Annotated in this window: 21 protein-coding genes; 6 read left to right on the top strand and 15 right to left on the bottom strand. The window is 41.6% G+C overall.

The annotated features are described in order from the left end of the window. Positions 1–151: 151 nt before the first annotated feature. From ftsX to ftsY, 3 genes are all read right to left on the bottom strand, one after another. Entirely contained in the window at positions 152–1,120 is a 969-nt protein-coding gene (gene ftsX, locus EES38_RS19355; RefSeq protein ID WP_124938865.1) for a permease-like cell division protein FtsX, read from the bottom strand. Beyond that, positions 1,110–1,784: a cell division ATP-binding protein FtsE gene (ftsE, locus tag EES38_RS19350; protein ID WP_124938864.1), complete on the bottom strand. Its 675-nt coding sequence runs from the start codon at positions 1,782–1,784 to the stop codon at positions 1,110–1,112. The genes ftsX and ftsE overlap by 11 nt, the downstream gene beginning before the upstream one ends. Positions 1,785–1,854: 70 nt before the next feature. After that, positions 1,855–3,093, bottom strand: a complete 1,239-nt coding sequence (gene ftsY / locus EES38_RS19345) for a signal recognition particle-docking protein FtsY (protein WP_124938863.1) — start codon at positions 3,091–3,093, stop codon at positions 1,855–1,857. 208 nt (positions 3,094–3,301) lie between these two features. Between ftsY and rsmD the strand changes: the two genes are divergently transcribed. Further along, positions 3,302–3,901 (top strand): 16S rRNA (guanine(966)-N(2))-methyltransferase RsmD, encoded by a 600-nt coding sequence (gene rsmD, locus EES38_RS19340; RefSeq protein ID WP_124938862.1) that lies wholly within the window; start codon positions 3,302–3,304, stop codon positions 3,899–3,901. Between the two features lie 51 nt (positions 3,902–3,952). Here the strand turns inward: rsmD and EES38_RS19335 are convergent, their stop codons facing one another. The 4 genes from EES38_RS19335 to EES38_RS19320 all read right to left on the bottom strand — a co-directional run bounded on the left by EES38_RS19335 (position 3,953) and on the right by EES38_RS19320 (position 6,731). Next, positions 3,953–5,056, bottom strand: a complete 1,104-nt coding sequence (locus tag EES38_RS19335; protein WP_124938861.1) for a mechanosensitive ion channel family protein — start codon at positions 5,054–5,056, stop codon at positions 3,953–3,955. A 28-nt stretch (positions 5,057–5,084) separates the two neighbouring features. After that, positions 5,085–5,672, bottom strand: a complete 588-nt coding sequence (locus EES38_RS19330; protein ID WP_124938860.1) for a YhgN family NAAT transporter — start codon at positions 5,670–5,672, stop codon at positions 5,085–5,087. Between the two features lie 117 nt (positions 5,673–5,789). Next, entirely contained in the window at positions 5,790–6,026 is a 237-nt protein-coding gene (locus EES38_RS19325; protein WP_124938859.1) for a YecH family metal-binding protein, read from the bottom strand. 75 nt (positions 6,027–6,101) lie between these two features. After that, a complete protein-coding gene (locus EES38_RS19320; RefSeq protein WP_124938858.1) occupies positions 6,102–6,731 on the bottom strand; it encodes a hypothetical protein in 630 nt (209 codons plus the stop codon). 50 nt (positions 6,732–6,781) lie between these two features. Between EES38_RS19320 and EES38_RS19315 the strand changes: the two genes are divergently transcribed. Next, positions 6,782–6,982 (top strand): hypothetical protein, encoded by a 201-nt coding sequence (locus EES38_RS19315; RefSeq protein WP_124938857.1) that lies wholly within the window; start codon positions 6,782–6,784, stop codon positions 6,980–6,982. A 581-nt stretch (positions 6,983–7,563) separates the two neighbouring features. Here EES38_RS19315 and EES38_RS19305 read toward each other — a convergent pair. Both EES38_RS19305 and EES38_RS19300 read right to left on the bottom strand, forming a co-directional pair. Further along, positions 7,564–7,935 carry a DUF4145 domain-containing protein gene (locus EES38_RS19305; RefSeq protein ID WP_124938856.1) on the bottom strand — a complete coding sequence of 124 codons (372 nt, stop codon included), beginning with the start codon at positions 7,933–7,935 and terminating at the stop codon, positions 7,564–7,566. Between the two features lie 39 nt (positions 7,936–7,974). After that, positions 7,975–8,985 (bottom strand): acyltransferase, encoded by a 1,011-nt coding sequence (locus EES38_RS19300; RefSeq protein ID WP_124938855.1) that lies wholly within the window; start codon positions 8,983–8,985, stop codon positions 7,975–7,977. A gap of 205 nt (positions 8,986–9,190) precedes the next feature. Here EES38_RS19300 and EES38_RS19295 point away from each other — a divergent pair, with 205 nt between their 5' ends. Continuing rightward, positions 9,191–10,042: an aldo/keto reductase gene (locus tag EES38_RS19295; RefSeq protein WP_124938854.1), complete on the top strand. Its 852-nt coding sequence runs from the start codon at positions 9,191–9,193 to the stop codon at positions 10,040–10,042. A 155-nt stretch (positions 10,043–10,197) separates the two neighbouring features. Then, complete coding sequence (locus EES38_RS19290; RefSeq protein ID WP_124938853.1) at positions 10,198–10,671, top strand: Dps family protein; 474 nt, start codon at positions 10,198–10,200, stop codon at positions 10,669–10,671. Positions 10,672–10,718: 47 nt separating this feature from the next. On the opposite strand, the gene arsJ is transcribed toward EES38_RS19290, so the two are convergent. From arsJ to EES38_RS19265, 5 genes are all read right to left on the bottom strand, one after another. After that, a complete protein-coding gene (gene arsJ / locus EES38_RS19285; RefSeq protein WP_124938852.1) occupies positions 10,719–11,921 on the bottom strand; it encodes an organoarsenical effux MFS transporter ArsJ in 1,203 nt (400 codons plus the stop codon). Between the two features lie 79 nt (positions 11,922–12,000). Then, complete coding sequence (locus EES38_RS19280; RefSeq protein ID WP_124938851.1) at positions 12,001–12,501, bottom strand: cyclin-dependent kinase inhibitor 3 family protein; 501 nt, start codon at positions 12,499–12,501, stop codon at positions 12,001–12,003. Between the two features lie 10 nt (positions 12,502–12,511). Next, complete coding sequence (locus tag EES38_RS19275) at positions 12,512–13,513, bottom strand: ArsJ-associated glyceraldehyde-3-phosphate dehydrogenase (protein WP_124938850.1); 1,002 nt, start codon at positions 13,511–13,513, stop codon at positions 12,512–12,514. Between the two features lie 15 nt (positions 13,514–13,528). Further along, positions 13,529–13,864 carry a metalloregulator ArsR/SmtB family transcription factor gene (locus tag EES38_RS19270; protein WP_124938849.1) on the bottom strand — a complete coding sequence of 112 codons (336 nt, stop codon included), beginning with the start codon at positions 13,862–13,864 and terminating at the stop codon, positions 13,529–13,531. 112 nt (positions 13,865–13,976) lie between these two features. After that, positions 13,977–15,206, bottom strand: coding sequence for an EAL and HDOD domain-containing protein (locus EES38_RS19265; protein WP_124938848.1), 1,230 nt, complete (start codon positions 15,204–15,206; stop codon positions 13,977–13,979). Positions 15,207–15,431: 225 nt separating this feature from the next. Between EES38_RS19265 and EES38_RS19260 the strand changes: the two genes are divergently transcribed. Further along, positions 15,432–16,421, top strand: a complete 990-nt coding sequence (locus EES38_RS19260) for an alpha/beta fold hydrolase (protein ID WP_124938847.1) — start codon at positions 15,432–15,434, stop codon at positions 16,419–16,421. Positions 16,422–16,541: 120 nt separating this feature from the next. Beyond that, on the top strand, positions 16,542–17,369 hold the full coding sequence (locus EES38_RS19255) for a Cof-type HAD-IIB family hydrolase (RefSeq protein WP_124938846.1): 828 nt from the start codon (positions 16,542–16,544) through the stop codon (positions 17,367–17,369). Between the two features lie 46 nt (positions 17,370–17,415). Here EES38_RS19255 and entS read toward each other — a convergent pair whose 3' ends face one another. Beyond that, entirely contained in the window at positions 17,416–18,696 is a 1,281-nt protein-coding gene (gene entS, locus EES38_RS19250) for an enterobactin transporter EntS (protein ID WP_124938845.1), read from the bottom strand. Positions 18,697–18,737: the final 41 nt, after the last annotated feature.

The following is an 18,737-nucleotide window of genomic DNA, read 5'->3' as shown; positions in this document are numbered from 1 at the left end:
ATCACTTAAGATATGGACTTTTATTCTTTTCATGCTTGTAAATATTACTCAACAAGCAAAAATCGTTACCAACAGATATGGATAAACGATCTTTCAATCGTTGTCAAGCCAAACTGTTGTTTATATCAACTTAGGGTATGACCAATGTTTTTTACACAGGTTCAATTTCTTTTAGATGCCTTTGAGCTGACAGCTTTGCAGCAATACAGCCAATAAGAGTGCCAATCATCAGCAAAATTAACGATTCATCCCAACTAAGTCCAATGAGTCGGTACTGACTATCGTATAACGTTGCTAACTGGTTTACGGCGCCATTCATAAGTACAGTAAGCACAGCTGTAAGGATCCAAGCAATAAGTGAGCCAAGACAGCCAAACCACATACCTGAATAAAGGTATGGACGTAAAATAAAGCGATCCGTTGCCCCTATCAGTTTCATTGTCTGAATTTCATCTTTATTGGCAAGGACATTAAAACGCAGCGTATTACCAACAATAAGGAAAACAGCGGCAAACATCAAACAGGTCAAACTAAGTACGACAACACTAGCAAGATTCTTCAGCGCGTCCAGACGCGTCAACCAATCCTCATCGAGTCGAACATCGGTAACATCCTCGTCAGTTCCTATCGAACGAGCTAAGGCATGGATTGCTGTCTTGTCGGGATTAGCCGGTGAAACGACCAAAACACTTGGCAGAGAAACATCATCTAGAAGGCTGATAGCCTGATCAAATCCTGATGCCTGACTTAATTCATCCAGACCTTGCTGAGACGAAATGTAGTTAACGCTCTTCACCCCGTTCATTCTCTCAATGTTATCTTTCACTATCATGACGCGCGCTTCTGGCGTCCCTTCTTTTAGATAAACACTGATTTGAGAAGAACTCGCCACATTGTTAGCTGCGATGGCCACATTCTTACTTAATAAGTATAAACACGCTGGCATCGCGAGTGCCATGGAAATGACAGCAATGGTTAAAATGTTTCCCATCGGACGCTTCCACAAATCAAAGAATGACTGCTTAGCTTGCCGATAATGCACCATAATAAAGCGATCTTTCTGTGCTCCCTTTTTATCGCGCGACTTAGCCAAACGCTGGTTCTTCGATTTAATGGCCATAGTCTTCGACCTCACTCATAAACCCTTGATTTAGCTCTAAATGGCGATATTGGGGACGCGAGTTCACTAAATTAATATCGTGAGTAGCGAGTAATATTGTAACACCTGCGCGATTGAATTCTTCAAAGAGACGTAAAATACGATTGGATAAATCTGGGTCAAGGTTTCCTGTGGGTTCATCAGCCAGTAGAAGTATTGGCCGATTCACAACCGCTCTCGCAATTCCAACTCGTTGTTGTTCACCACCCGACAATTGGGTTGGTAAACATCGAGCTTTATCTAATAACCCAGTCTTATCCAAGGCAGCAGAGACTCGGCGTTTGATTTCGGTTTCAGAAATCGACTCGATTCTCATCGGAAGCGCGACGTTTTCGTAAACCGTACGATCCATAAGTAAACGATGATCCTGAAAGACGATACCGATGTTACGTCGCAAAAACGGGATGTCATGATTAGGAATACGAGTAATATCGTGTCCATTAAAGTGAATTTTACCGTCGGAAGGTCGTTCAATCGCGCATATCAGTTTGAGCAACGTACTTTTCCCTGCTCCGGAATGCCCGCCAACGAATGCCATCTCACCGCGTTTTAAGTGAAAGTCCACCTTTTGCAGTGCCTGGCGTCCACCTCGATAAGCTTTACTCACATGATGAAACCTTATCACTCGTAATACCTCTTTCCCTTTCTACAAATAAGCGCGAGAGATCATCTCGCGCCTAGTAATCAGATTTAAATTAATCTTCTCGACTGAACAATGCATCAATAAACTGTTGAGTTTCAAACGGTCGAAGATCATCAATCCCTTCACCAACACCAATGTAGCGTATTGGGATACCAAACTTATCGGCGATAGAGAAAATAACACCACCTTTCGCTGTACCATCAAGTTTAGTGAGTGTAATCCCAGTCACTGGAGCAACATCGCTAAACAATTTAGCTTGGCTAATCGCGTTCTGACCCGTTCCGGCATCCAGTGTTAGCATGATTTCATGCGGCGCTGAATCATCCACTTTTTTCATCACACGAACAATTTTACGCAGTTCTTCCATAAGATTACTTTTGTTCTGCAATCGGCCTGCTGTATCGGCAATAACAACATCAATACCTTTCGCTTTTGCAGATTCAATGGCATCGTAGATAACCGACGCACTATCAGCCCCTGTATGCTGAGCCACAACGGGAACATTATTTCGTTGTCCCCACACTTGTAACTGCTCTACAGCGGCTGCTCGGAACGTATCGCCTGCAGCTAACATCACTTTCTTTCCATCAGCTTGGAACTGCTTGGCTAGCTTACCAATCGTTGTAGTCTTACCAACACCATTCACTCCGACCATTAAAATAACGTAAGGTTTCTTTTCCGTATCAATAATTAATGGTGCTTCAACAGTTTGCAGAATATCGGCCATTTCTTCTTTCAATAAACCGTATAACGCTTCACCGTCTTTCATCGCTTTGCGAGACGCTTTTTCTGTCAAACTATTGATAATTTTGACAGTCGTATCCATACCAACATCAGCAATCAGAAGTTGCTCTTCTAATTCTTCAAATAGCTCATCATCGATTTTTTTACCCTTGAATAAGCCAAAGAAGCCAGAGCCAATATTCGACTTAGTTCGACTCAAACTGCGCTTTAGACGAGCAAAAAAGCTCTCTGTCGGCTTTTCTTGCTCTTTGATAACGACTGTCTCAGATTCAGCACCCTCGGAATCGTCTACTTCGACTTCACTCTTAGTCGCATTGTCATCTTCTTGCTTGGAATCGACTGATAATTGCTCAGTAATGTCTTCGTCAGACTCATTTGTTTCTTCTTGAACGCTTGAACTCTCTTCAACAGAGCTCGACACCTCATCTTGAGACTCTTCTAACAGTTCAGAAGTGTCTGCTTCTTGGTTATTATCTTCTTGCTTGGCTTGTTCATCATCAGCAAAACCAAGCCATGAAAGCAGACCGCGTTTCTTTTTTTCTGTCATCTGGGGATATCCTAGATTTATAAATTCAATAACATACGATCTTTTCTTGGAGAATTATCCCTCTAAAGAAAAGAAAAAATGACAAAGCAGTGAAAAGTTTTCACTCAGATTGGTAAACTCTGCCATCACCATTAACCATTATTTGTTATATTCACCGCACATCGTTGTGAGTCCGATATAGTAACATTTTATTTGCAGGCAAAAAATCATGGTAAAACGACGCCCTCAAAACTCGTCAAAAAAACAATCCAGTTCAGGGTTCGTTAGAATCATCAGTGGATTATGGAGAGGAAGAAAACTCCCTGTCCATGACGTTGAAGGACTTCGCCCAACGACAGATCGGGTCAAGGAAACCGTGTTTAACTGGCTTGCTCAAGAAATTCCCCATTCAGCCTGCTTAGATCTATTTTCCGGTTCCGGTTCTCTCGGATTCGAAGCCGCATCGAGACAAGCAGACAACGTTGTCATGATCGAATTGGACAAGAATGTCGCCAATCAGCTCAAGAGTAATGCTAACTCTTTAAAAGCCCAAAATATTATTGTGCATAATATAGACGCACTCTCATTCCTAGAACAAGCCCCAACACCGTTTGACGTTGTGTTTATCGATCCTCCATTTCGCAAAGGTCTGATAGAAGAGATAATCCGTAAGCTAGAATCCCGGGGCTGGTTGACAGAAAATGCGTCAATCTATATTGAAAGCGAAAAAGAATGGCCTACTGACTGTATTCCCTCGCACTGGAACTTACATAGAGAAAAGTTTGCTGGCCAAGTCGCTTTTCGTCTGTACTACCGAGATGCAGAATAAATCCTATCACTATAGAAAATCAGACGGAGCAAACGACGCTCCCTCTGTTCTTTAACCCTGCTCAACGACCGAAGACATCCCAGATTCCTTATTTGGATCTTTTTCCAAAGTCGCCCTTGTTTTAGGTAACGATTGAGGATAATTCGCCTGAATATAGCGAATCATCTCTTCGCGGACATAACAGCGTAAATCCCATGCAACTGGAGAGTTTCGGGCTGTCATCAGTAACCTGATTGTCATCGAATGGTCGGTACAATCTGTCACCTGAAAGGCTTTTGCCTGCCCATCCCACATATCGGTCTTGTCCAAAATCGTGTCAAAATGCTTACGAAGCGGATCCAGAGGCATGGTGTAGTCTGTGTAGAGAAATACCGAGCCCAGAATCTGCGCCGTAGAACGAGTCCAGTTCTGGAATGCATTTTCAGTAAAGTAGGTAATGGGTAATATCAACCTTCTCATATCCCAGATTCGTACTACAACATACGTGAGGTTGATTTCCTCAATCCAGCCCCACTCGCCTTCAACCACCACAGCATCATCAATTTTTATCGGCTGAGTAAACGCTATTTGAATCCCTGCAAACAAATTCGCTAAGGTTTTCTGCAATGCAAAACCGATAATAATACCAGCGACCCCAGCACCAGTTAGAATCGTAGTTCCATATTGTCTAACACTGTCAAAGGTTAGTAACACGATACCTACTGAAATAACCACGATAACAACCGTCGCTATTTTGTTGATATACATGATTTGAGTACGAGCTTTTCTGGCTTTGAGGTTATCCGCCATCGAAACATCATAACGACGAAACAACACATCCTGTACGACACGCATTAAACGTATCGCGATAAAAGCGATGGACGCGACGATGACAATCTGTAGTAGTTGCCGAATAAGATCGATTTTATCTGCTGAAAGAGTTAACCACCCAGCGGCAGCATGCATAATCATACATGGTACGAACAAGAATAAGCTTCGTTTTAAATGTCGCTGCAACGATTCGAATAAAAAGCGATCGCCATTACGAGCGTTATAATGCAAGAAACCTAGAACGATAAACCGAAAGATGATACCAATGATAAATGCGCCTGCGATAACGCTTAATGGCGCAATCAATGGATAATGAGAAAAATAGTATTCTGGCTGCAGTTTCATTCACTTTACTCCCACAGATTTTATAATGCTAACCTGCTATATAGTTCTTAATTCCATCTAAGAACATCTGAGTGGAAATCATCACTAAAAGTAATCCCATCAAACGCTCCACGGCTTTCAACCCTCGCTCTCCTAATATCTTAAGGAAGAAGTCATAAAACATAAGAATGACGAAAGTCGCTGACCACGCCAGTAGTACCGACATAGACAGTTCAATCAGATAATTAGGGTATTGAGACGAAAGTAATAAGAGAGTTGCAATTAATGACGGTCCCGCAATCATAGGAATCGCCATCGGTACGATAAAAGGTTCTTCACCTGCGGCTAACCCAGTAATGGAACCCGCACTCGGAAATATCATTTTAATGGCAATAATAAAGAGAATAAGTCCACCAGAAATACTCAATGTTTCCGGCTGAACATGAAGGAAGTTCATGATGCTCTTACCTGCGAAAAGGAACAACATCAATATAATGAGGGCGAAAAGTAGCTCCCTCACAAGCACCTTGCGTCTTCGTTTAGGATCAAGGTGCTTTAAGATCGATAGTACAATCGGTAAGTTACCGAGCGGGTCCATGATAAGAAACATCAGTGTCGCTGAAGATAAGATATCCAATCGAGTCTCCCGAATCGGCATAAAATCTGATACGAATTCCAGTATATCAATCAGATAGCGACATTGCGACTTTCAAATCCAACCGTGCACATTTATGACAGTAAACTAACCACTCGATTAGTGATTACAAAGCTCTTGTCGATTAACCGTCCAATGACCATCGACTACAGCAACTTTGTTATTTTCTTCAAAGAATGTAAGTAGGCTATCCACGTCAAATCCATTGAGCTTACACGTATGAAATGTCGCGTCGGAGCCAAACTTATTTTCAATCAGCGTTTTAAACTCACTTTTAGGCATGCTTTGCTTATCTAAAAGGTGTAATACTTTATGTGCATGAATTTCTTTCGTCATTTTGCCACCTATCTAAGGTTGTCTCTGGTATAGCAATAAAGTACGCAAAACCTAGAAGCGTGTTATTGATTTAACTCAGAAATTAAACAACACCAGATAAAGTAGTAGATGTATGGTTGGAATTAACCAGATCGTCCTGATAGAAAACAAAGTATTAGTTTCAAAATACCGTTTACTCAAGGCATAGAGTACGATTCCACCACAAAGAAGTAATGCCGCGATGCATGCGGTCAGAGAGGAAGCTGTACGTTCCGCAAGCCAGTATTCTAATGTAGCCCAAACAAACTGTAGCAAACTGAGAGTAATGAGGGCGGAGGGGAACAACCTTGAATCTATGTGCGGTAAAATCAGCAGCCCTCCGACGATCGCTACAGCAAAAAGGGAAATCGGTATGTACCAATGAATCTGATGGTCACCCATTCCCCAAAATGTAATCCCAAACAAACAGAGATAAAGGCTAGTTGCAACCACGGACCAACTATCATGACTATGTTTAATTGCTCCGATCACACTCAATAAAGAAATAGGCAGGCCAACTAAAAGGCATAAAGACCAATAAGAAGAGATTGGTGCCAGAGAAAGAAAGCAGATCAATAGCGCGACTTCGACGGCGACAATAAAATATAAAACGCTCGTGATACGTTGCACGCCTGAAAAAAAATTTTCGCTGTGCTCTAGCCCGCCAAGTCCCTGCTTACCAGTCATATTCCCTCCTAATCCGCTAATCCAGTCTAAATATTCGAATTAATAAGTCTATGGCTTTGTTAGCAAAGTTAGACATTGATGATAAAAACAACACACTAAAAGAAAAAAGCACACCCCAGGCATCAGGTATCAATCCCATACCAAAATCAATACATAAAAAGCCTTTAGCAAACGGTTGCCTAGATGATTTCCTTTATAATAAAACCAAAAAAAACAAACTAACTATTTGTTTAATAAAACTTAATAAATAAACTATGAATATTAAAACCCAAAAACTCTTATAGACAACCAACTAGCATTAAATAGCAATAAATAATGATATTTATCAAAATTTGACTCACATCATTTTCATCCAGTGATAAAAACCATGAATAAAGAGCCATACTTTCTCCTTTTTACGAAGAAATTACAGTACTTGATGGATATAACAAAAAATTGACAGTTATTTTTTTGACACATTTAATTAACATAAATAAGTTAATGATTTTAATATATTTTTTAATAAATAATATTACTTATGCAATAAACGAACAAATAAAAACCATACCATTTTACTACTTAACATCCGCGATTTAACGGTATTTAAAGATAAGAAGTTTGCCTATTTTATACAAAAATCTATCTATCTATTGATCAAAGCTTAAAAGTGATGGTATTCTTATTTCATACCGTAAAACTTTTTAAGGAGCAGTGTTATGATCACTTCATCTCAGAGACAAGGTTTGGTAATGATCGCAGTTATCGTTGGTTTAATGACACTGCCGATGTTTTACTAAGCACATGATATAAAATAAAAAAGGACGCATTAGCGTCCTTTTTTATTTTATATTTCCTACCTAAAAAGATGAGGTTCAAGAAATTCCCAGTTAATGTAATAGAAAAGTAACGATGCAATTGTCATTACACACATTAACAAAACTGCGATTCTCCAGATAAAGCGTCCACTTCTTGGTGTCAGTTTAGCCATGCAGTCTTCACAAGCTTGAGTAAAGGTTCGCTGATCTTCCAGCTCGAACGCATCATCTTGCACCGCATTATTCCGCACTGTAGCAATGTATCTCAGTTGTTTTACTACTTCATGAGGTAGCCTTTCCTCACAGCTAGATATAAGTTGATGCATACCTTGTCCCTCGGCCCGATACTGACTTTTCAACAGCAGCTCCAATTTCTTCGATCGCATAACAACAGTTTCAATGTCTGACATGACACACCTCTCTAGATGTCATGAAGTACCCAAGAATACCTACGGTACTAACCATGCAGTTTTTCTGGATCTGGCGAGCAACCAACTCAGTCCTAACGCACCACTTAAACTAAGTATAAGCCATAATGGGATAATCCAAATTGGATGTGCATGATATAGTTCAAAATTTTGCATTGGCCATAGAAAAATAGGGTGAAGTAAGTAAATTCCCAAACTATAACGACTAATCACCCCCACCGCTTGGTGCTGTTTTGATGACAGAGCATTGCCATATTGCTTAGCAATTAAAAATATCGCACTCGCCAGCAATACAGTATTGATGGTTTTATACGATAACCAACGACCAATAGCATAATCTTGCGCTACATAACTATCAGCCAACACATTAAACGCAGTGATAAAGGCCGCCATAAAACCCACTAGAGCAACTAGCATTACCTCTATCCGATTTAGTGGCTCTTTTGACGCGAGCAGATAACCCAGTGGCATGTACCCTGAATATAGCCAAAGCATATTAGTCCATGGACCATCGATATGGAGTAAGAACGCAACCGTTGTTAGTCCCCACACTGCTACATAACCAACTAGCCATTTTTCATTATGCTTAGCGAGCCACTGGAATGCGGGCGCTAATAAATAGAGAGGAATAAAATAATAAAAGAAGCCTAAATGGTAGTAGGATTCATGAAATGGCAAGTTCACCAGATGTTCTTGTGTCTCATCCCATTGAAAACCATCACGGTTCAATCCAGATAGAAAAGCATAAAACACAGACCAAACTACAAAAGGAATAATGACCTTGCCTACTCGTCGGCGAAAATAATATTTAATATCAAATTCTCTGCGATCCCCAACAAGTAGCGCACCTGATATTAAGAGAAACACAGGCACAGCCCAACGGCTGACACTATTAAGACCGACAGCAACACCCCACTGATCAAACGAGATATTGCCAATTTCGGCACGGTATGGTCCCAGAGTATGAATCGCTACAACAGCAAAAGCGGCAATACATCGTAATAAATCAAAATAAAAAATTCGTTGCATAATATCTCCTCAGACTACTCATCATTACGTGCCAAGAGGTGAGTGTCATAAGAACAGCGTCATAATTATGTAAAAGAGATGTAGAGTAACTAGTTTTAACCTGTTTTCATCAGGATGTCATTTGAACCTCTGTTAGACTTGTGTTGGAATGTATATATCAAGATAAGATCAAAAAAGAATTTTAATTTCATTAAGTCAGAGGATATGTATGAAAGATACGGTCACACTAAACAACGGTCTCGTTATCCCAACCATCGGCTACGGTACGTTTAAAATTGATGATAAAGAATCAGAAAATTTAGTAAAAATGGCAGTCAAGACTGGCTATCGCCACATCGACACCGCATCTTATTACAATAATGAATTGGGGATTGGTAAAGGTATCGCAGGAGCCAGTGCACCACGAGAAGATATATTCCTTGCTACCAAAATTTGGATGGACGATCTGGGCTATGACAAAACAATGAAGTCCTTCGAAGATTCAATGAAAAAGTTGGATCTTGAGTATCTCGATCTACTCCTTCTTCACTGGCCAAGACCACTTGCTTTAGAAAGCTGGAAAGCGCTCGAAGAGTTATACAATGCGGGTAAAGTGAAAGCCATCGGGGTATGTAACTACAATATTCGTCTGCTGCAAGAACTCTTAGATAACTGTTCTGTTAAACCAGTGATTAACCAGGTCGAGTGTCACCCAAAACTTCAGCAAACCGATCTGATAGAGTTCTGCCATAAAAATGATATCGCGGTAGAAGCCTGGTCACCGATTATGAAAGGACAGGTTCTGGATGTACCATTACTACAGAAACTCGGCGAAAAATATGGCAAGTCACCAGTACAAATCACACTTCGTTGGCATATACAGCGTGGAGTCATCGTGATCCCTAAAGCATCCAGTGAACAAAGAATGCTCGACAACAGAGATGTCTTCGATTTCAATTTAACTGACGAAGAAATGGCCCAGATCGCGACTCTGGACGAAGAGAAAAGATTAGGGTTTGACCCAGAATACATTTACGAAAATGGTTTTGACCCAGCCCGTGATTTAAAGAATAAGAAGTAACAACCTCTCCTTTGGATAACGCCTTTTCTTGCTCTCATAAAGGCGTTATCCATTGATTTTACCTATCAAAACTATCGATTTAATCCAATTCTCTTCAGATTTGATTGGCGTAATATTATCCCCGTTAGTTCGAAACAAATAACGGAGCAATTATTATGACTAAGAATATTATTGGTTTAGATAAATCAGACAGTCAGACGTTATCTGATTCACTGAATAACCTGTTGGCAAACTATCAGGTTTTCTATACAAATGTCCGCGGGTACCACTGGAACATTAAAGGTCCTCAATTCTTCGAATTACATACCAAATTTGAAGAAATCTACAATGAACTGCAAACCAATATCGATGATATTGCAGAACGTATTCTGACTCTGGGGGCAATGCCCGAACACAGCTTTTCTCATTACCTTGAGATTGCCGATATTAAAGAGCATACAAAAGCAACGGAAGCGAGAGAAACTGTCGGCGGCTTAGTCGATGGATTTAGTCAACTAATCGCCAAACAAAGAGAAATACTAGATATCGCGGGAGATGCTAATGATGAAGGTACCGCCGCGCTGATGAGCGATTATATTCGAGCCCAGGAGAAACACATTTGGATGTTTAATGCCTGGCTACAACGTTAACCTAAAGGTTTTAATAAAGCCTGCTTCTGCAGGCTTTATTTCATTTATTAGGTAACTTCATGTAAACGCGGTAACTTTATTGAAATCAACATAGTGAGCACAAGAAAGAGTAGTGATGCCCACAAGCAAGCTGCAAAACCGTACTGTTGGAATATCCAACCAGATAAGATGGTGCCAATCAATCGCCCCATGGCATTAGCCATATAATAGAATCCAACATCTAGTGACGCGCCGTCTTCTTTCGCGTAGCTCACAATCAAGTAAGAATGCAAAGAAGAGTTCACCGCGAAAGCAGCACCAAAAACGAGTAGACCTGAGACAATCACAATCTGCGGATGCCACTGATATTCGACTGCCACAGCGATCATCGCCATAATAACGACTAAAACGGCTGCCCATGCTGTTGCCGCAGCGCCATGAGGTACGTGTCCACTTTTTTTACCTGTGATTCTTGGAGCGAACCCTTGGACAACACCATAACCCACAACCCAGCAAGCCATAAAGCCGCCGACCCAGTAATAATCCCAACCAAATACGGTCCCAAGATAGATAGGAAGAGCGACGACAAACCAAATATCTCGGGCACCAAATAAGAACAGTCGAGCTGCAGCCAGAATATTTACCGAGGATGATTTAGAAAAAATATCGTTAAATTTAGGCTTTGTTTTCGCTTTCCCCAGTTCCTGATCCAGCCAATACAGACTGCTAATAAAAACGAGCACCAGTACTGCAGCCATCAAAAACATGGCATTTTGAAAGCCTATTGTCGAAAGCAGCAATCCACCGAGAAAGAAGCCAATTCCTTTGAGGGCATTTTTAGAGCCGGTTAACGCCGCAATCCATTTGTAGAGCGTATTTTGTTGATCACCAGATACCAGACCCTTAATCGAACTTTTGGCACTCATTTTATTCAGATCTTTCGCAATACCAGAAAGCGCCTGTGCCACCATAACCCAAACGACGGTTAACCACGATGCCGGTACAGCCATCATTAGCAGTGCCAACACCTGTATCGCCAGACCGATATTCATCGTACGATTTAGACCGAGACGAGCGCCAAGCCATCCACCAATCAGGTTCGTTACTACGCCAAAGAACTCATAGAATAAGAACAGTGACGCAATCGCTAACGTCCCATATCCCAGTTGATGAAAATACAAGACGACCAACATGCGTAACGCACCATCAGTCAGAGTAAAGTTCCAGTAATTGAATGTGACAATCATGTACTGGCGAATTGATCTATCCATTTAAAAAACCATCAAGTAAAGATTCAACCGATCGTTGTCATTAGTCCAGGATCAGCATGATCCCAGACTAATGAATAGATCATGCCTGAGCAATTCGCTCGATATACGCTTTTTGTTCTGGTTTAGTAAAAGCACCTGGCCTAAGCGATTGAACCTGCTGAATAATTTGACCGAGATCCCATCCCTTATCCAGTAAGACTCTTGCTGCCAGTAATCCGGTTCGACCCGAGCCTCCCATACAGTGTAATGCCACTTTACCTGTTTCTAACTCAGCCAATATAGCGTTTGAATACCTTGTCCATGCCTGTTCAAATTCAGCATCAGGTACCGCATCATCCTCTATGGGTAAATGAAGCCATTTCATCCCATGAGACTTTACGTGATCGGAGAAATCTGGCAGATTTTTCTCGGCAAATTCTTGATGAGTAATCGCCGAAATAATCATTGTTACTTTAGCTTCAGCAAGCTCACTGAGTGCTTGGTCCAAACTTACCCCTTTTGTACCCGGGCAAGGCATTAGAACCAAGCTAGAGTGCTCAACGTCAAGTTCCCAGGTTGGATGGCATGTCGTCGTTGTCATGATTAATTCCTTACGCTAGACCCACTTTTCTAACCAATTCAGCAGTACGTGTTGAGTACCCCATTTCGTTGTCATACCAAGCATAAATTTTTATCATTCGCTCGTTGATGACCATAGTCGAGAGTGCATCAACAATCGTAGAACGTTGATCACCTTTATAATCAATGGATACTAATGGCTTCTCTTCATAGCCAAGAATCCCCTTTAACCCATTTTCGGAAGCCGCTTTAAGTGCAGCATTCACTTCCTCTATAGTGGTCGACTTAGCAACGTCAAACACGATATCCGTCATTGAAGCATTGGCGAGCGGAACCCTGACAGCATGCCCATTAATTTTTCCTTGTAGCTCAGGGAAGATATCAATAATGGCAGAGGCACTGCCCGTCGTGGTCGGGATAAGACTCGTACCACAAGCTCGGGCGCGACGTAAATCTTTATGCGGGGCGTCCAAAATCGTTTGAGTATTGGTTAAATCATGAATCGTTGTAAACATAGACTGCTCAATACCAAACGTTTCATGAATAACTTTCACGACCGGAGCAATACAGTTTGTTGTACAGGAAGCAGCGGTAACAATCTGGTGTTTCTGCGGATCGAAAATAGCGTCATTCACCCCCATCACGATATTCGCAACAGAGCTATCTTTTACCGGTGCCGAAACTACAACCCGTTTAACACCTTGATCAAGATACTGTTGCAGTAACTCAACTTTACGATGTACACCTGTTGACTCTAAAACGACATCACACTGAGACCAGTCAACGTCACTAATATTTCGAGCCTGAGTGACTTTGATACTTTGTCCATCAATGTTCATCTCGTCACGACTTGAACTGATGTTTTTATTCCAACGCCCATGAACAGAATCAAACTCAATCAAATGGGCTAACGTTCCGGCATCACCTGCTACGTCATTAATTTGAATAAATTCAATGTCAGGCCAATCAAATGCTGCGCGAAAAACCAAACGACCGATACGGCCAAAACCATTAATACCTACTTTAATTGCCATGATATTTCTCCATCATTAACAGCAAGGGCGATCAGCCATCTGTTCTAATCTCTGTTTATCTTTTTCATACTCCTTAGCCAAACATTGGGAATGCACTAATCCGTCGATAAGATGCAGTGTCCACTTAGGCAAATCTTTCGCTAATGAGTAATAAATCCACTTGCCTTTTCTCTCATCGACTAACAGGCCAGATTGTCGCAGCAACGCAAGATGACGTGAGATTTTAGGCTGACTTTCTTCCAAAGCATCAGTTAACTCACAGACGCATAGCTGCTGCTCTCTAGTGATAAGCAACAAACAACGAACTCGAGTTTCATCGGCTAACAGCTTGAAGAATTTGTGGGGTAACATCACCGCACCTTAAACATATATGGATATGCGTATATATTAGAGGTAAACAAGAAGGTATCAATATGGTTGGTATATGTTTAATAAAAAGTTCATAAACATAATTAATGAGTTTTTAAACCAGTGCCGAACTATTCTTACTCCAACACTGTGCATCGTAAAGAAAATGAGTCACTTCTTCGGTGGAAAGAGCTAACTCTTTACACAGTAATTCGATTTGCTTCCAGTCAGCATTTTCGAATCTTTCCTGAATTTCCAGAATCTTACCTAACTTACCAGCATGTGTTTCCAGAGCCTGCTTAATCTCCTCTTCGAGCGGTAACTGCTCTATTACCTGACTCATCGGAGAATCCAATAGAGCATCGAGAACGGAAAATAACCCAATCAAAAATGCCTTATCACGATAATCATTCATTTTTCGATGATTCTTAATCAACAACTGGCAAAACTTAGCTCGCTGAATAGCAACATAATACAGCTCTTTTGGCTTATTCACGCTGACGTAAGACGCCACGGTTAGAGCAACAAACATCTTCAGTCGATCTTCGCCAAGATAAATTAGAGCCTGCTTAAAAGAACTGATCGTCACATGTGGGCGATTAGACATGGAATTTACAAAATGAAGTAACTTATAAGAGAGCGTGACATCCTGAGCAATAATGCTTTCTATCTGCGCAAAATCAACTTCGTCTCTGCTCACTTCCTTAAACAGAGCCAGTGCTGTCATTTGCTCTGGACCTATATACTTACTTTTAATCACCTCAGGCTTTTTGAAAAAGTATCCTTGAAAAAAAGCAAAACCGGCCTTCTTTGCCAGTTGGAATTCTTCCTCACTTTCTACTTTTTCAGCCAAGAAACGACTTTTACACCCTTTTTCGAGCTGCTCCTCAACAAACTGACATGCGGCTTCGATTCCCCAATCCATTACATCAATCTTAATAATATGGGCATACGGGATAAAACGTTCCCAGCCTTCGTCGTAAACAAAATCATCTAACGCGATTAAGTAGCCATTACGATAAAGCTCTCTAATTGCATCAAGTAGCTCTGTTGTGGGAGGACAGGTTTCCAGAACTTCGACCACAATGGATTGTTTTGGTAGGGAGAAAGGCAGACGACGAATGAGACTATTGTATGGAAAGTTAATAAAACAACGCGAGTAATCAAGGTTAGGATTCTGTCCAATCGACATGAAATTTTCGACGATTAAACGATAGGTAGCCCGATCCGAACTAATATTTGCCGGGAAAGCGTTTTCCTCACCATCCCGAAATAGCAGTTCATAGCCAAGCGTTATACGTTTCTTATTCAGAATCGGTTGTCTTGCTACGTACGTGTATTCCATACTTAGTCCTTTATAGCAAACTGACTATTTGAAAACCTAAGCCTTTTCATCATTGTAAAAACAGTTTTCTAAATAAACCATTCGTTTTTTAATAAGTTTTACCTTCATCATCAATCTGCTGTCGACTAATGCAAATAATCCCTTAAGCCACTCGATTAGGATCATTGAAATTTCAAATAACTGCTTTAACCTATAACTGTTGTTTAAAATAAGATCGATATGTGTATGAGCACCTTTTCTGCATCAGTTCCATTGTATACTCAAGAGTACAGTTTCAAGCAAGCTATCAATGATCAAATCCATGATTTCTGGCAAAAAAAAGAGTCAGGAACTCTAAGAACAAAAGATAAGAAGCATCTCTACTGGTGCAAATTTACTGATCCACGACACTCGAAATCTCTTCTTGTTTTAAATGGCCGAATTGAAAGCTGTATTAAGTATCAAGAACTGTTCTATGAGTTATACCAACAGGGCTACAACATTTACTCATACGATCACCGAGGTCAGGGACTGTCAGATCGTTTAACCGATAACCCTCAGATAGGTTATGTTGAGTGGTTCGATGATTATGTTGATGATCTCGATGCTGTCATTCATCACTTTGATTTAGCAGAAAACTCGAATACTTCTATTTTAGCTCATTCAATGGGATGTGCAGTCGCATTACGCTATCTTCAAACTCATTCTTGCATATTTAAATCTGCGGTATTGGCCAGTCCGATGTTGGGGTTTAATGTTCCACCACACCTACGTCTATTCGCTCTGCCATACACTCAACTAAAAGCAACGTTACCTGCCAAGCCACAATATGTAACAGGCTATGGTGATTATTTCTATAAGCCCTTTGAGAATAATCCACTGACTCACAGCGAGATTCGCTATCGCTGGTATCGAGAGCTGTATGAAGCCAACGAAGAGCTGAAACTCGGTGGACCGAGTTATCGCTGGGTATGGCAAAGTATGATGGCGGTAAAACAGTGTTATTTAATGTCTCGGCATATTACGCTACCCATCCTAATGCTCCAGGCAACTCAAGACGGTATTGTGAATAATGCAGCCCAAAACCGTTTTTTCCAAAAATTAAAGAAAACCAACAAACAGGCCCAATTTAAGGCAATTGAGGGCGCTCGTCATGAATTGTTTTATGAAATAGATACTTATCGTGATAAAGCTTTGCAAGTAACATTATCGTTTCTCAAACAATACCAAGACTAAATTTGTCGAGGAAAAGAGGAAAGTGACCTTACGTATTTTTACCCTCTTTTCCTTCCCTTATTTTACGTACAATATACGCTTAGATACTGAGTATAAATATAAACGACCAAGAGACCTCATATGACCTCACCACGACAAAAAGAATACAGCATCGTTGCATCTGACCTTGATGGTACGCTGCTCGGCCCTGACCATAAGCTTTCTGAGTACGCCAAAAACACTCTGAGAGAGTTACATCAGCAAGGGCTGACATTTGTATTCGCGACTGGGCGACACCACGTCGATGTAGCAGGTATTCGCGAGATGACTGATATTCCTGCGTATATGGTGACGTCAAACGGGGCCAGAGTTCATACTCCCGACAACGAACTCCTTTTTAGTAAAAACGTTCCTGCGGATCTGGTTCAAAAGATGATCGATATTCTTAAGAGTGAACCGGATGTTTTTATTCATATTTATCGCAATGATAGCTGGCTTCTCAGTCGTGTCGACGAAGAACTGCGTAACTATCATAATGACTCAGGCTTCACCTTTGAGGAGTTTGACGTAGATAACGCTCCGACCGATGGTGTATCTAAAGTGTTTTTTACGCACAAATTCCGCAATCATGAATTACTGGCAAATTATGAACAAAAACTAAATGAACAGTTTGCTGGTTTAGTTACGGTTGCCTTTTCTACACCATGGTGTCTGGAAGTTATGGGACCTGATATTTCGAAAGGACATGCCCTACAGGTTGTTGCCGAGTCTCTGGGTAAGTCACTTGATGATTGTATCGCGTTTGGCGATGGTATGAACGATGTTGAAATGTTATCCATGGCTGACAAAGGTCTGGTTATGGGCACAGCACATGAAAAAGTCTTCGCTGCCTTACCTGAGATCGAACGTATTGGTAGTAGCTCTGACGATGCCGTCCCCCACTATCTTCGCGAGCACTTGCTCAAATAAGTAAGAGTTGAACAGCCAGACGATATGTCTGGCTGTTTTTTTATTCTTACGCTGTCGCAGGTTGTTTATCGTCTGAGTCCTCTTCTGGCATTAAACTCGGGTCAAACAATTGTGCCTGACGAAGCGATTTAAAACCCGCGGCCATCAAGGTTCCAAGACCAAGCGCTCCTAAGCCAAAGACTGTCGCTGAAGCAACTGGCGCCAATAATTTTCCTAACGCTCCCATGCCAAGAGCTCCAACGGAATCGCCTGTTACATCTTGTGCCGTCCACAAGCTGCTTACTCGCCCCAGTAAATGATTCGGCGTATGACCTTGCACTAATGAATACTGGATTATCGACGTGACCGATCCCAGATAGCCATAAACAACTAACACCAAAAGCAGCAGTAGGTAATGGGAAGCCAACCCAATTGCTGTGATGCACATAAACGTCCCTAACGTACTGAGTATCATCACCCACCCCGGCTTTTGAGTCGTCTGTAGCCAGCCCGATGTCAATGCTCCAAGCATTGCTCCCAACGGCATAGCAGCATACATAAGGCCTGCATCAGCCGCTGTTCCGCCAAAGGTAACCAACGCAAGTGCCGGAAATATCACGCGTACTGCAGTCGCCAGAGTTTCCAATGTACCTAATGCCACAACACTGCCAACTAATCGATGGTTAAATAGAAATCCGACCCCTTGAGCCAGTGACTTTAATGGTGACTCGTCACGTTGATATTGGGCTTTCATACTTGGTAACTGGAAGAGCGGAATAAGCGTTGCTAGGGTTCCAAAGGCAGCCAGACCATAGTTCCAGCTCACCTCTCCCGCAGCAATAATGAATCCACCGACCGCGGGTGACAAGACCATTCCCATCCTTACCGTGAACATACTTAATGCCGCCGCTGAAGGTACATTTTCACGACCGACAATCACAGGCATACAAGCCATTAACGCCGTCATACCCAGAGCACCGAAGAAACCATCCCAGGCAGAAAGTAAGTACAACGCGGCTAAAGACGGTGTCGCTAAAACACTGTTCAGCGCTAACGCGGCAAACCCTAAACCACACGTACCGCGAGCAAAAATAATCAGCTTTTTCCTGTCATAGCGATCGGCTAGAACGCCTCCTAGCAATAAACCAATGAACATTCCAACGCCGTCCAGAGCCATAATTACCCCCACCTGAAGTGTGGAACCAGTCAGTAAGTGAACCTGTACTGGAACAGCGACGGTCATCATGCCTAAGCCGAGAACCGACACTAGACGGGCGATAAACACCATTCGAAAATCACGATTTTGTTTAAGTAGGGAGAAATCTACTAAAAATGAAGGTTTTTTCATAATCTCATCAATCTTGTATTTATGACGCTGACCGGTGGTTC

Source organism: Vibrio viridaestus (genome assembly GCF_003856525.1).
Taxonomy (GTDB): Bacteria; Pseudomonadota; Gammaproteobacteria; order Enterobacterales; family Vibrionaceae; genus Vibrio; species Vibrio viridaestus.
Note: the sequence above shows the minus strand (reverse complement) of the source record. Positions and strands in the feature narration are given on the sequence as shown.

What these genes read in the sequence shown, in the direction of transcription:
- ftsX (WP_124938865.1), bottom strand. Translation starts at nt 1,120, where the DNA reads ATGGCCATTAAATCGAAGAACCAGCGTTTGGCTAAGTCGCGCGATAAA.
- ftsY (WP_124938863.1), bottom strand. Translation starts at nt 3,093, where the DNA reads ATGACAGAAAAAAAGAAACGCGGTCTGCTTTCATGGCTTGGTTTTGCT.
- rsmD (WP_124938862.1), top strand. Translation starts at nt 3,302, where the DNA reads ATGGTAAAACGACGCCCTCAAAACTCGTCAAAAAAACAATCCAGTTCA.
- EES38_RS19335 (WP_124938861.1), bottom strand. Translation starts at nt 5,056, where the DNA reads ATGAAACTGCAGCCAGAATACTATTTTTCTCATTATCCATTGATTGCG.
- EES38_RS19325 (WP_124938859.1), bottom strand. Translation starts at nt 6,026, where the DNA reads ATGACGAAAGAAATTCATGCACATAAAGTATTACACCTTTTAGATAAG.
- EES38_RS19320 (WP_124938858.1), bottom strand. Translation starts at nt 6,731, where the DNA reads ATGACTGGTAAGCAGGGACTTGGCGGGCTAGAGCACAGCGAAAATTTT.
- EES38_RS19315 (WP_124938857.1), top strand. Translation starts at nt 6,782, where the DNA reads ATGGCTTTGTTAGCAAAGTTAGACATTGATGATAAAAACAACACACTA.
- EES38_RS19305 (WP_124938856.1), bottom strand. Translation starts at nt 7,935, where the DNA reads ATGTCAGACATTGAAACTGTTGTTATGCGATCGAAGAAATTGGAGCTG.
- EES38_RS19295 (WP_124938854.1), top strand. Translation starts at nt 9,191, where the DNA reads ATGAAAGATACGGTCACACTAAACAACGGTCTCGTTATCCCAACCATC.
- EES38_RS19290 (WP_124938853.1), top strand. Translation starts at nt 10,198, where the DNA reads ATGACTAAGAATATTATTGGTTTAGATAAATCAGACAGTCAGACGTTA.
- arsJ (WP_124938852.1), bottom strand. Translation starts at nt 11,921, where the DNA reads ATGGATAGATCAATTCGCCAGTACATGATTGTCACATTCAATTACTGG.
- EES38_RS19280 (WP_124938851.1), bottom strand. Translation starts at nt 12,501, where the DNA reads ATGACAACGACGACATGCCATCCAACCTGGGAACTTGACGTTGAGCAC.
- EES38_RS19275 (WP_124938850.1), bottom strand. Translation starts at nt 13,513, where the DNA reads ATGGCAATTAAAGTAGGTATTAATGGTTTTGGCCGTATCGGTCGTTTG.
- EES38_RS19270 (WP_124938849.1), bottom strand. Translation starts at nt 13,864, where the DNA reads ATGTTACCCCACAAATTCTTCAAGCTGTTAGCCGATGAAACTCGAGTT.
- EES38_RS19265 (WP_124938848.1), bottom strand. Translation starts at nt 15,206, where the DNA reads ATGGAATACACGTACGTAGCAAGACAACCGATTCTGAATAAGAAACGT.
- EES38_RS19260 (WP_124938847.1), top strand. Translation starts at nt 15,432, where the DNA reads ATGAGCACCTTTTCTGCATCAGTTCCATTGTATACTCAAGAGTACAGT.
- EES38_RS19255 (WP_124938846.1), top strand. Translation starts at nt 16,542, where the DNA reads ATGACCTCACCACGACAAAAAGAATACAGCATCGTTGCATCTGACCTT.
- entS (WP_124938845.1), bottom strand. Translation starts at nt 18,696, where the DNA reads ATGAAAAAACCTTCATTTTTAGTAGATTTCTCCCTACTTAAACAAAAT.